The sequence below is a fragment of the Ruegeria sp. R14_0 genome (assembly GCF_017743975.1).
In the GTDB taxonomy this organism is placed as follows: domain Bacteria; phylum Pseudomonadota; class Alphaproteobacteria; order Rhodobacterales; family Rhodobacteraceae; genus Ruegeria.
The window spans coordinates 1-13,066 of sequence record NZ_JAGHRC010000009.1; the positions used below are offsets into that span (position 1 = coordinate 1).

The 13,066-nt window shown below is 57.7% G+C and carries 8 protein-coding genes; 7 read left to right on the forward strand and 1 reads right to left on the reverse strand.

Translation table 11 applies throughout. The features are described 5' to 3' along the window. Positions 1–436: 436 nt before the first annotated feature. Complete coding sequence (locus J7416_RS19275; protein WP_209227050.1) at positions 437–1,060, reverse strand: sugar transferase; 624 nt, start codon at positions 1,058–1,060, stop codon at positions 437–439. Between the two features lie 381 nt (positions 1,061–1,441). Between J7416_RS19275 and J7416_RS19280 the strand changes: the two genes are divergently transcribed. From J7416_RS19280 to J7416_RS19310, 7 genes are all read left to right on the forward strand, one after another. Next, on the forward strand, positions 1,442–2,413 hold the full coding sequence (locus tag J7416_RS19280) for an alpha/beta hydrolase (RefSeq protein WP_209227051.1): 972 nt from the start codon (positions 1,442–1,444) through the stop codon (positions 2,411–2,413). Positions 2,414–2,587: 174 nt separating this feature from the next. After that, a complete protein-coding gene (locus tag J7416_RS19285) occupies positions 2,588–4,168 on the forward strand; it encodes an ABC transporter substrate-binding protein (protein ID WP_209227052.1) in 1,581 nt (526 codons plus the stop codon). A gap of 125 nt (positions 4,169–4,293) precedes the next feature. Further along, positions 4,294–5,859 carry an ABC transporter substrate-binding protein gene (locus tag J7416_RS19290; protein ID WP_209227053.1) on the forward strand — a complete coding sequence of 522 codons (1,566 nt, stop codon included), beginning with the start codon at positions 4,294–4,296 and terminating at the stop codon, positions 5,857–5,859. Positions 5,860–6,031: 172 nt separating this feature from the next. After that, the gene (locus J7416_RS19295; RefSeq protein WP_209227055.1) at positions 6,032–7,009 is read left to right on the forward strand and encodes an ABC transporter permease; all 978 of its coding nucleotides are present in this window, start codon (positions 6,032–6,034) and stop codon (positions 7,007–7,009) included. Next, positions 7,006–7,956, forward strand: a complete 951-nt coding sequence (locus J7416_RS19300; RefSeq protein ID WP_209227056.1) for an ABC transporter permease — start codon at positions 7,006–7,008, stop codon at positions 7,954–7,956. Before J7416_RS19295 ends, J7416_RS19300 begins: the two co-directional genes overlap by 4 nt. Before the next feature lie 4 nt (positions 7,957–7,960). Further along, complete coding sequence (locus tag J7416_RS19305; RefSeq protein WP_209227057.1) at positions 7,961–9,670, forward strand: ABC transporter ATP-binding protein; 1,710 nt, start codon at positions 7,961–7,963, stop codon at positions 9,668–9,670. A 132-nt stretch (positions 9,671–9,802) separates the two neighbouring features. Beyond that, positions 9,803–13,066, forward strand: a complete 3,264-nt coding sequence (locus J7416_RS19310) for an adenylate/guanylate cyclase domain-containing protein (RefSeq protein WP_209227058.1) — start codon at positions 9,803–9,805, stop codon at positions 13,064–13,066.

Consider the following 13,066-nt stretch of genomic DNA (forward strand, 5'->3'; position numbering starts at 1 on the left):
GGGATCTCAAGCAGACCGGGGGTGCCATAGGTGGACACCGACTGCGCCTGTGCAAGGCCCGTCGCCAAAACGCAAACCAAAGCCAAAAGGCCCGTTCGCAGGTGTGTAACTGCTCGAATCTTCACGTCACTTTCGCCGCATTTTTGCCGCAATCACCTAGACGCTTTAAGCAAGAACGTCTTGCCTCAATTCCACACACAAACGGATTCTTTTTCTTTTGTGCTCAAAATACAATTCACCAAAAAATATACGCCCAAACCAAACATTTAACAAAAACAACGGCTTTGGCACAAAACAACCCAAGGTAGTTCTGAGTAGAAAACATATTCAACAATTTATTTATATTTTGGCTTTTGGTGGAGAGGTGTTTTACATAATACACAAGGATGAGATTCGTTTAGGTTCCGAAAACGAATCCACCCTTAAAAAATCATCGTCACGCACCACCGCGGCGCAACATCACTGAGACAGTGCGCCAGACGATTAGCGCTTCCATCGCAAGACCCGAATTTGCAATGTAGTAAAGGTCCGCCTGTACTTTTCGACGCGTCGCGTCAGTGCCTTCGATGTATCCCAGTTCGACCTGTGCCCATCCGCTGATGCCTGGGCGCACGTTATGCCGTTCCTGGTATCCCGGGACATCGGACAGGTATTGTCGTGCATGTTCAATATAGTCAGGACGAGGTCCGACCAGGCTCATCTCGCCTTTGAAAACATTGATGATTTGAGGCAACTCATCCAGGCGGGTTTTGCGCAGGAAATGGCCAAGAGGAGTGATCCTGTCTTCCTCCAACGGGCAATCGGCACTGCGTTCGATCTTGGGTGCCGGGCGCATCGAACGAAACTTGTAAGCCGTGAACGGCTTGCAATTCCGGCCCATGCGTTCCTGTGCAAAAAACAGGGGTCCCTTGTTCCAAATCGGATTCAGGATCAGCAGGACAACACCACAAAGGACAGCAAGCGGCAGCAAGAAAACTAAGCTGACCACAAGGTCAAATCCGCGTTTTGCGATGCCGAACAAAACGCCATGTGTGCCACCGGAAGACGCTGGGCGGTACATGGCCGACTCCGATGAGTCCGCGTCGGAAATATTGAAATCAAACATAAAGGAAAAGCCCCAGACACCAAACGAACCAAACACGCAAGAATTGCAGAGTTAGCGCGTGAACCGTTTAGTAACTGACGTGAGTTGCAGTCAAGCACTTTGAGTAAAATCAGATTCAAATTCGTTGTTTCGTCATATCTGTGATAAAATTGGGTGCCTAATAAAAAGGCGCAGATCGGATCTTCCTTCGAAAAAGGACAACAGTCGCGATCCAAAAGCCAGATCTGGTCGTTGTCCGGCGCACTCGTGGTGTTCTTTCATGAACGCTTGTGACGTTGATGACAGCCCGAAACAAGCTTGCTAGGATTCTGCCATCCCCAACAGGAGGGCTGTTTCGTGCTTTTTATTACCAACAGATTTCCAACCCAAAGCATCCGTACTCGCAAGGGTCGCCGGTTCACCTTTGACCTGAACAATAATGCACCGTCGAACTCGGTATTTTATTGTGAGAAGGGTGACGATGAACATCACACCGAGATCACCAGCAAAGAGCTGTTGCGACGTGTGCGTGACAGTGATTGCCGTCAGGTCATGCTCTACCTGCACGGGTTTAACAATTTGCCCGAGGATGTGTTTCAAACGACCACAGAATTGCAGCGCCTGTGTGATCAGGCAAATCCCGGCGAAGTTATGGTGCTGCCACTGATCTGGCCCAGTGATGCCAAACAGGGGATTGTGCAAAAATACTGGGACGACCAAAAATCCGCGGATCAAAGCGGGTTTTCCTTTGCCCGTGTGCTGGAACGGTTTCTGGAATGGCGCAATAGCGATGACAACGAGCCCGAAACTGCGCCGTGCCTGAAACGGATCAACCTGCTTGCGCATTCGATGGGCAACCGGGTTCTGCGTCAGACGCTGATAGAATGGGATCGCTACGATTTGGCCTCAGGCGTACCGCTGTTGTTCCGCAATACGTTCATGGTCGCTGCGGATGTCGTCAATGAAAGCGTACACGAACACGAGCCGGGCGTTCTGGTTAGCCACGCCTCGCGTAACGTTGTCGTCTATTTTGCATCGGACGATCTGGCTCTGCGGGCTAGTAAGGCGGCGAACCTTAAGAACAAGGTGGCCTCGCGCCGTTTGGGCCATACGGGCCCCGAGAATATCGACCGGACGCCCCATAATGTTTTCCAGGTGGATTGCGACGACATCAACACCCGTTATGACACCCCGACCGGGCACAAGTACTTTGGCGCTGTTTCGCCCGGTGGAGAGGCGGGGTTGGTGTTCCGGCATATCTTTCAATGTGTTCAGTCCGGTCGGGTTTTCCCGGATGACCCGCATCAACGCTCGGTCATCCTGCGCTAGGGGTGTTTAGTGTCTAATTCGGACTCGCGGCGTATCTCAGCTTGTCGAAATTGCGGATAGTTCACAATCTGGTGTTGCAACTGTCGAAATCATCTGGATGATCAGCAACCACCAAGACCGTCGAAAACGGTCTGCCGTTCCAGAAACGGTATCAACGAAAATGGGGAGACTACAATGATCCTTAAAAACCTGATGATCGCTGCCAGTGCGACTGCACTGATGGCGGGTGCCGCATCGGCCGAAACTCTGCGATGGGCACGTGCTGGTGACGCGCTGACGCTTGACCCGCACTCGCAAAACGAAGGTCCGTCGCACACCATTCGCCACCAGATGTACGAGCCGCTGATCATCCGCGATGTAACTGGCGCGTTTGAACCCGCGCTGGCGACCGAGTGGGGTCCCAAGGCTGATGACCCGAATGTTTGGGTTTTCAAACTGCGCGAGGGTGTGAAGTTCCACGATGGCGCGGATTTCAACGCCGAAGACGTGGTGTTCAGCTTTGAACGGGCCAAACAGCCCAATTCGGACATGAAAGAGCTGATCGGCTCGATCACCGAGGTGCGGGCGGTTGACGACTATACCGTCGAGATCGTCACAGACGGTCCGAACCCGATCCTGCCATCGAACCTGACCAACCTGTTCATTCTGGACAAGGGCTGGGCCGAGGCGAACAACACTGTCAATGTGCAGGATTTCGAGGGCGGCGAGATCACCTATGCCACCACCAACGCCAACGGGACCGGGCCATATGTGCTGCAAAGCCGCGAGCCTGACGTCAAAACCGTAATGGTGCGCAACGACAACTATTGGGGCATCGACCAGTTCCCGATGGAAGTGACCGAGATTGTCTATACCCCCATCCAAAACGCTGCGACCCGCGTTGCCGCGATGCTGTCGGGTGAGGTGAACTTCCTGCAGGACATGCCGGTGCAAGACATTGACCGCGTCAATGGTGCTGATGGCCTGATGGTCAAGCAAGCGCCGCAGAACCGCGTGATCTTCTTTGGTATGAACCAGGGTGCGGATGACATCGAAGCGGACAACGTGGACGGCAAGAACCCTCTGGCCGATGTGCGTGTGCGTCAGGCGATGTCGATGGCGATCAACCGTGATGCGATCCAACAGGTCGTGATGCGCGGCCAGTCGCAGCCCGCAGGTATGATCGCACCGCCCTTCGTGAACGGCTGGACCGAAGCGATGGACGGCGAGTCCGCCACCGATCTGGAAAAAGCCAAGGAACTGATGGCCGAGGCCGGTTATCCCGATGGCTTCTCAATTCGTCTGGACTGCCCCAACGATCGCTACATCAACGACGAAGCGATCTGTCAGGCAGCCGTTGGCATGCTGGGTCAGATTGGCGTGACCGTGAATCTGGACGCCAAGCCCAAGGCACAGCACTTCCCGCTGATCACCGACAGCAAGACCGACTTCTACATGCTGGGTTGGGGTGTTCCGACATATGACTCGGAATACATCTTCAACTTCCTTGTGCACGGTCGCGAAGACGATATCGGTACATGGAACGGCACCGGCTATCAGGACGATGCGCTGGACGCGAAGATCAAGTCGCTGGCCTCGAACACCGACCTGGACGCGCGGAATGCGGACATTGCCGACATCTGGCGTGTGGTGCAGGACGAAGCGCTGTACATCCCCATTCACCACCAGGTTCTGAACTGGGGCATGGCTGACGGTGTGGGCATCGAAGTGGATGCCGAAGACCAGCCGAAGGTCAAATACTTCACCATGCAGTAAGACAAACTTTTGACGATCAGACGGGGCGCGATTTTCGCGCCCTGTTTTTTGTTGCGACCTGAGATTTCCTTGCGCACGGGTCAAAAACCAAGAACACTCGACCCCAGAAACAGGGAGACATAACAATGATCCTCAGGAACAGCGCCATTGGCCTTGCGATGCTGACTGTCACCAGTGTTCAGGCTGCAGATTTCAAATGGGCCTCGACCACCGACCCGCAAACCATGGACCCGCACGCGGTCAACTCGGCTCCGGTTCTGGGGTTCCTCAACAACGTCTACGAAGGTCTTGTCCGGCGCGACAAGGATATGAGCGTTCAGCCCGCTCTGGCGGTCAGCTGGGAGCCGATCGGCGAGGGCGATGGCTGGCGCTTTAACCTGCGCGAAGGGGTGACCTTTCACGACGGCAGCACATTTGACGCGCAGGACGTTCTGTTCAGCTATCAGCGTGCTTCGGGCGAGGCGGCCGATACCCGCAGTTGGTTTGCCCCGGTCAGCGACGTCATCGTGGTCGATGACTACACCGTTGATTTCATGATGACCGCACCAAACCCGCTGTTCCCGTCGTCGATTGCAAACTGGATGATCATGGATCAGGGCTGGACCGAGGCGAACGACGCCGCGGTGCCGGACAAAGAGGCTGGCAACTACGCTACGATCAATGCCAACGGCACCGGCGCTTTCAAGGTCACCGAACGCGAACCGGGCCTGAAAACTGTGTTAGAGCCGTTTGACGGCTGGTGGGGCGAGGTCGAGCACAACATCACCCGTGCCGAATTCAACCCGATCCAGAACCCGGCCACCGCCGTGGCCGCGCTGTTGTCCGGCGATGTGGACATGATCAACCCGGTGCCAATCCAGGACGTCGCGCGTCTGCAAGAGGACGGCGATGTCGAGGTCATTCAGGGTATCGAAGCGCGCGTCATCATGCTGGGCTTTGACCACGAAGCCGAGACGCTGAAATACACTGATGATGCGGGCCAACCGAACCCGTTCCGCGACCCGCGCGTGCGCAAAGCTGTTGCGCAGGCGGTGAATGTAGATGCCATTCTGGCCACGATCATGCGTGGCAACGCCGAAGCGGCATCTCAACTGGTCAGCCCTGCAATGAGCGGATACTCTGAGGCCAATGCCGAACGTCCCGCCTTTGATGTCGAGGGTGCCAAGGCCCTGCTGGCCGAGGCTGGATATGCCGATGGGTTCTCGTTCGGGCTGAAATGCCCCAATGACCGCTACCTGAATGACGAGGCCGTCTGTCAGGCTGTCGTCAGCATGTTGGCCCAGATCGGGATCACGGCTGAACTGGAGGCGATGCCGGTGCGTAACTACTGGCCCGAGTTGCGTGAAGATAACTACGACATGTACCTGCTGGGCTGGAGCCCGGGTACCTTTGACGCCGAACACCCCGTCCGCTTTCTGGTCGCGACGCCAAACGAAGAGAAAAAGCTGGGCAGCTGGAATTTCGGTGGCTTCTCGAACGCACGTGTAGACGAGCTGTTGCCCGCGATTCAATCCGAACTGGATCAAACCAAGCGTCAGGCGATGCTGGACGAGGTTGCGCAGATCATTCAGGACGAACAGGTCTATGTGCCGATGTACGTGCAGCCTCTGGTCTGGGGTACGCGCAGCAATATCGAGCTGACGCAGCGCCCGGACAATTTCTTTCTGTTGCGCTGGGTAACGGTAAACTAGCGCCGCTTGAAACGTGGGTTGGTGCGGACCTGTTCAACAGCGCCAATCCCATCCTGCGCTGGGTGTAACCGATGGCACAGGAAAAAAGGGCCGCTCTGACGTCATCCCGTTAGCGATACCTTGACCATTTGGTCAACCCGTGCGTAGAGAAGCGGATCAATGGGGAAAGTGAATGTTCGCATATATCGTCCGAAGGATGTTCCAATCCGTGATCGTACTGCTGGTCGTGGGTCTGGTCGCATTTTCTATGTTCCGGTTTGTTGGCGATCCGATCGACAACATGCTGGGTCAGGAACGCACGCAAGCCGATATCGACCGGCTGCGCGGTGAGCTGGGGCTGGATCAGCCGATTCCGGTTCAGTACTACAAATTCCTGAGAGAGGCCGTTCAAGGCAATTTTGGCGTGTCGTACCGTCAGGGACGTCCGGTCTCGACCATCATCGCCGAACGCGCGCCAGCCACGTTGGAACTGGCCTTTGTCTCGGGATTTCTGGCCATCACGATGGGTATCGCTTTGGGCGTATTCACGGCCATCCGACGACAAGGGGTCGCTGCGAATATAATCATGACCGTATCGCTGATCGGGGTGTCCCTGCCGACCTTCCTGATCGGGATCTTATTGATCTACATTTTCTCGGTTGAATTGGACCTCCTCCCCAGCTTCGGGAGGGGCGAGACCGTTATGATTGGCAACTGGTCCACCGGTTTCTTGACGACTTCCGGTCTCAAGGCGCTGATCCTGCCTGCGATTACGCTGGGTCTGTATCAGATGACGCTGATCATGCGGCTGGTGCGGTCGGAAATGCTTGAGGTTCTGCGTGCCGATTACGTCCGGTTCGCCCGTGCCCGCGGGTTGTCGGATCGGGTCATCAACTTCCGCCACGCGTTAAAAAACACCATGGTTCCGGTGATCACGATTACGGGTCTGCAGTTGGGCTCGATCATCGCCTTTGCCATCATCACCGAGACGGTGTTCCAGTGGCCGGGCGTCGGTCTGCTGTTCATCAACGCGATCCAATTCGTGGATATCCCCGTCATGGCCGCTTATCTGATGCTGATTTCGGTCATGTTCGTGACGATCAACCTGATCGTCGATCTTCTCTACTATGCAATTGACCCGCGCCTGCGTGTCGACGCGAGGGCCACATGACCGATACCTTCGAAACCCCTTCTGCCCCCACCAAATCGCGTTTCGCCAAGTTTTGGGACAGCGATTTTGCGTGGTCATTCCGGCATTCGCCAGTTGCGATGATCGCGTCTCTGGTGGTGCTGATCCTTGTTCTGTCGGCCGTTTTTGCGCCTCTGATCGCTCCGTATAACCCGTTCGATCCGGCGTCGCTGAACCTGATGAACGGCTTTACACCGCCGGGCACGCCGAATGCCTTTACGCAGGACACGTTCCTGATGGGCACCGACGACCAGGGACGGGACGTTTTCTCGACCATCCTGTACGGCATGCGCATATCGCTGTTCGTCGGTGTGTCGGCGGTGCTGCTGGCGATGATCATCGGTATCGTTCTGGGCCTTATCGCCGCCTATTTCGGGGGCTGGGTCGAAACGCTGATCATGCGGGTTGCGGATGTGCAGCTGACCTTCCCTGCGATTCTGGTGGCGATGCTGATCTTTGGCATCGCCAAGGGCGTGACACCCCCGGAATACCGCAACGAGATGGCGATCTATGTTCTGATCATCGCGATCGCGCTGTCCGACTGGGTGCAGTTCGCCCGTGTGGTGCGCGGTGCCGCGCTGGTGGAAAAGAACAAGGAATACGTTCAGGCCGCGCGCCTGATCGGACGCGGGTCGTTCCCGATCATGTTCCGCCATATCCTGCCCAACGTGCTTAGCCCGGTTCTGGTGATCGCCACGATCTCGCTGGCGCTGGCGATTATCGCCGAGGCGACGCTCAGCTTCCTGGGTGTGGGTGCGCCTCCGACGCAACCGTCACTGGGGACACTGATCCGCATTGGGCAGGGCTTCCTGTTCTCGGGTGAGTGGTGGATCCTGTTCTTCCCGGCCTGCACCCTTCTGGCGCTGGCCCTGTCGGTCAACCTGCTGGGCGACTGGCTGCGCGACGCGCTGAACCCAAAGCTGCGGTGATTTCATGAGCCTTCTTACGATCAATGACCTCACGGTCGAATTCCCGACGCGCCGCAAATTGTTTACCGCCGTGGACCATGTGGACCTGTCCGTTGAACCGGGCGAAATCCACGGTCTGGTGGGTGAATCCGGGGCGGGCAAATCCACCATTGGTGCCGCTATCATGGGCCTTTTGGATCGGCCCGGCCGAATTGCCAGCGGTACGATCAAATTGCGCGGCGACCAGATCAGTGGACTGGATGTCGACGCGATGCGCGGTCTGCGCGGCAAGAAGATCTCGATGATCTTCCAGGACCCGCTGACCTCGCTGAACCCTCTGTTCACCGTGCGTGAACAACTGGTTGAAACGATCCAGGCCCATCTGGGCGGCTCCGACGCCGAAGCGAACAAGCGCGCCCGGGATCTGATCGACCGGGTTGGTATTCCTGACCCGGACACGCGGTTGGATCAGTATCCGCACCAATTCTCGGGCGGGATGCGGCAGCGCGTGGTGATCGCGCTGGCGCTGTGTACCGAGCCGGATGTGATCATTGCGGACGAACCGACCACGGCGCTGGACGTGTCGGTTCAGGCGCAGATTCTGGACCTGATCAAGGAACTGGCGCAGGAGCGTCAGGTGGGCGTCATCCTGATCACCCATGACATGGGTGTGATCGCGGATACGACCGACAAGGTGACGGTGATGTATGCGGGCAAGGTGGTCGAAACCGGCGCGACCTCGCAAGTGATGGGGCAGCCCAGCCACGAATACACCAAGTCTTTGATCGCCGCCGTGCCGCGCCCGACGCTGAAACTGCACCGCTTTCCGCAGATCAGCTATGGCGGGCGTGAGACCAGGTTTGCCATCGAAGACATGGCGCGCCACTGGCCCAAGGTGGACAATGACACCAGCAAACCGGTGTTCGAGATTCGCAACCTGACCAAGAAGTTCCTGCAGCGCAAAGGCTTGCTGCCGTGGGATCGCACCTATTTCACCGCCGTTGATGACGTCAGCTTTGACATTCGCGCGGGCGAAGTGTTTGGCGTTGTGGGCGAGTCCGGTTCGGGCAAGTCGACGATCGCGCGGATGATTGCGGGGCTGTACCCGGTGGATGGTGGCACGATCACCTTTGAGGGCCAGACCGTCAGCGACCTGACCAACAAGGCTGCTCTGGATGCCTATCGCAAGAGCATCCAGATGATCTTCCAGGATCCCTATTCCTCGCTGAACCCGCGCATGCGGGTGGATGACATCGTGGCTGAACCGATCCGCCATCACAAACTGATGGACGGGTCCGATATCAAGCGCCGCGTGGATGAGCTGTTGGATCAGGTGGGACTGGGGCATGAAGCGGGCCTGAAATTCCCGCACGAGTTTTCGGGCGGTCAGCGCCAGCGGATTTCGATCGCGCGCGCACTGGCGACGCAGCCGCGCTTCCTGATCTGTGACGAACCGACCAGCGCACTGGACGTGTCGATCCAGGCGCAGATTCTGAACATCCTGAAGGATTTGCAGGAACATCTGGGCCTGACCCTGCTGTTCATCAGCCACGACCTGCCGGTGGTACGCCAGATGTGCGACCGAGTGGCCGTAATGAAGCAGGGCAAAGTGGTCGAGCTGCAGGAAACCAACGCTTTGTTTGCCAATCCGCAGACTGAATACACGGCCGAATTGCTGCGCCTGATGCCTAAACTGGACGATCTGTCGACCGACGGATTGGAAGCCGAGGCCTGATTGAAAAAGCCCAATTGCCCTCCGCTCGGGCAATTGGGTGTGCATAAACATTAAAATATTCAAACTTTGCAGACTCATGCGGGTCTGTTGTGTTACGTCTGTGTCTGGAGTTGGGGGCTTCAGAGGGGCGACATGTCTCAGGACCTTAGGGACTGGCTAAGCGCACTTGGACTATCTGACTACGCGCAAGCCTTTTTGGATAATAAAATTGATTTCGCAATTTTGCCCGATCTGACGGGCGAAGATCTGATCGAAATCGGTGTGACTGCTGTCGGAGACCGCCGCAGATTGCTGCGCGCGATTTCTGAACTTGAGACTTTTGAAACTGTACAACCCTATGAACGCGAAACCCCGCTTGAACCCGCCAAGCGGCAGGTCACGGTCATGTTCGCCGACCTGACCGGCTTCACCCGCCTGACCAGCGAGCTGGATGCCGAAGACATGCACGCGCTGCTCAACGGCTTTTTCGCCAAGGTCGATCACGTGGTCGAGAAATACGGCGGGCGGATCGACAAACATATCGGTGATGCGGTGATGGCCGTTTTTGGCGCGCCTATTTCACACACAAACGATACCGAACGCGCAGCGCGCGCGGCGTTGGAAATCCATGCGGTGCTGCCCAGCCTGAACCCGCCGCTCTCCTGTCATATCGGGCTTGCCTCGGGGCAGGTGATTGCCAGTACGACGGGCAGCGAGGCGCACACGGAATACACGGTTACGGGCGACGGCGTGAACCTGGCCTCGCGCATAACCGACATGGCCGCGCCGGGTGAGGTTTTGGTCTCACACGACATTCAGCGAGCGTTAGGGCCGCTTTTTGTCGGTGAGTCGATGGGCGAAAAGACGATCAAAGGGTTAAGTGCCCCGGTTGAGCTGTGGCGCTTGGACCGCATGGCGCGCAACATCCGGTCGCGCCGGCATCGTTTTGTGGGTCGCGAGCGAGAGCTGTCCTTGTTCTCGGCCACCTTCGACCGCTGTCAGCGGCACGGCAAGGGCGAGGTCCATATCGTTCTGGGTGAGCCGGGCATAGGTAAGACCCATCTGTCCGAACAGGTGGCCGAACTGGCAGACAGCCTGTCCTATTCCATCCACAACGGCGTAGTCATGGATTTCGGCACGCGCGAGGGGCATTCGGCCATTCAATCCGTGGCGCGCAGCATTCTGGGGCTAGAGCCTACGGACAATGCCGCCACTTGCGCCTCGGTCGCAGCGGACGCCATCACCAAGGGCTGGGTCTCGGCGGCCAACGCGGGTCACCTGAACGCCCTGCTGGAGTTGGAGCAGGACCCAGGTCTGGCCGAGGTTTATGCGGTGATGGACAATGCCACCCGTCTGCGCGGGCGACGACAGGTCATTGATGAGCTCATCACAGCCCGCAGCGCAGAGGCCCCGCTGCTGATCCAGATCGAAGACATCCACTGGGCTTCGCCGGAAATCCTAACCGCCTGTGCCCATATCGCGGCGATGACGCGCGATCTGCCGTGCGTTTTGTTGATGACCAGCCGGGTCGAGGGTGATCCGATCAACCGTGAATGGCAGATGGCCACAGACGGCGCGCTGATTTCCAAGTTGGAACTGGCGCCCATGGGGGATGAACAGGCCCGAAAACTGGTTGAAGAGTTCACGGGCATCGATCCCGAATTGTTGGACACTTGCGTGAAACGCGCCGGGGGCAATCCGTTGTTTCTTGAACAATTGCTGCGCAACATCGACGTGCTGAAACAGGAATCTGTTCCGGGCAGCATTCAGGGCATTGTGCAGTCTCGACTGGATTCTCTGGATCGCGCCAGCCGAGCAGCGATTCAGGCGGCTTCGGTCCTTGGTCAACGGTTTTCACCCGAAGTGCTGAATTTCCTTTTGGGCGAAGGGCATCTGGACACTTCGACCCTGATCCGTTCGGCCCTAATCCGCGAGGCGGGGGCCGATCTTATGTTTGCCCACGCGCTGATCCGGGATGGGTCATACGCGACACTGGTGAAATCCGAACGCGCCCGGCTGCATCGTCAGGCAGCCAAATGGTTCGAAGATCGCGACGCGACGCTGCGGGCACAACATCTGGACCGTGCGGGCGCGAACAATGCGGCGCAGGCTTATCTGGAGGCCGCCGACAAGCTGATCCTTGCATTCCAGTTCGACGACGCCAGCCCGCTGATCGAGCGGGCGCTGGAACTACCTTCGCCAGCCGGAGTGCGGTTTGACCTGCTGTGTGCCCGGGGTGAGACGCACCGGTTGCAGGGCCTATCCGATGATGCGCTGCGCGAGTTCAAGGAAGCCGCCGAACTGGCGGATACGGATGAACAGGTCTGCCGGGCGCATATCGGGCTGGCGCAGGCCGCGCGTCAGGCCAGCCTATACAAAGAAGCACTTGAAAGCCTCGATATTGCTGAGGCCGCCGCCGAACGCTGCGGGTCTGATCGTGACATTGCCCAGATCAACTATGTCCGCGGCAATGTTTATTTCCCGCTAGGACAGGTGAAAAAGGCGCTTGAGAGCAACGAAAAGGCTCTAACACTGGCCAGAAAGCTGGAATCCGCGCGTCTGGAGGTGGGTGCGCTCAGCGGGTTTGGCGATGCCAATTTCATGAATGCCACGATGCAGACGGCCACAGGGTTTTATACGCAGGCCGTTGAGCGGGCGCGGGAAAAGGGTTTGGTTCGCGACTTGGCGGCGAACCTGCACAACCTCAGCGTCGCCCGCAGCTATACGGGCGATGTGGCGCAGGGCAAAAAGGACGCACAGGAGGCTATTGAGGTCTCGCAAAAGTACTTCGCCTTTGTGCCGGAATGCGTGGCACAGACCTGCCTGGGGGTGGCGCATACGTTCCTGGGCGAGTTGGATCAGGCTTTGGACACCTTCTCGGTTTCAGCAGAGATCGCCCACCGTGTCGGGGCCAAGCGCCTGGAGGCCCAGGCGTTAGAGCATCTGGCGCGAACGCAAGTCTATGCCGGTCAGATCGAAGCAGCCCGCGAAACCGGCCGCCGCGCCGTGGACATCGCCCTGGAACATGGACGGAATTTCGTGGGACCAAAGGCGCTTTCGGCGTTGGCCATGGCTGAAACCGACCCAGAGGCGCAGGATCACCACCTCAAACTGGGTGAGGAAATCATCGCCGAGGGCTGCGTTGGGCATAGTCACCTGCACTTCTACACAGATGCCAGCGCCGTCATGCTGGCGCGGCAGGACTGGGATGAGGCGACGCGGTACGCGGATGCCCTGGCCAAGTTCACTTCGGATGAACCCCTTCCAATGGTGGATCTTTCAATCCAACAGGCTCGAACATTGGCAGAATGCGGGGGCTGGGGCATTCCACTGGCGTCCCATGAAGGATTCGATGCATTGAAGGCCGGTTTTCAGGACCTCGGTATCACGCAGTCGCTGGTCGGGCGGCTGGATTAG

Bases quoted from the DNA above. Each gene is read 5' to 3' on its own strand.
- J7416_RS19295 (WP_209227055.1), top strand. From the start codon at position 6,032: ATGTTCGCATATATCGTCCGAAGGATGTTCCAATCCGTGATCGTACTG.
- J7416_RS19305 (WP_209227057.1), top strand. From the start codon at position 7,961: ATGAGCCTTCTTACGATCAATGACCTCACGGTCGAATTCCCGACGCGC.
- J7416_RS19275 (WP_209227050.1), bottom strand. From the start codon at position 1,060: ATGTACCGCCCAGCGTCTTCCGGTGGCACACATGGCGTTTTGTTCGGC.
- J7416_RS19290 (WP_209227053.1), top strand. From the start codon at position 4,294: ATGATCCTCAGGAACAGCGCCATTGGCCTTGCGATGCTGACTGTCACC.
- J7416_RS19310 (WP_209227058.1), top strand. From the start codon at position 9,803: ATGTCTCAGGACCTTAGGGACTGGCTAAGCGCACTTGGACTATCTGAC.
- J7416_RS19300 (WP_209227056.1), top strand. From the start codon at position 7,006: ATGACCGATACCTTCGAAACCCCTTCTGCCCCCACCAAATCGCGTTTC.
- J7416_RS19285 (WP_209227052.1), top strand. From the start codon at position 2,588: ATGATCCTTAAAAACCTGATGATCGCTGCCAGTGCGACTGCACTGATG.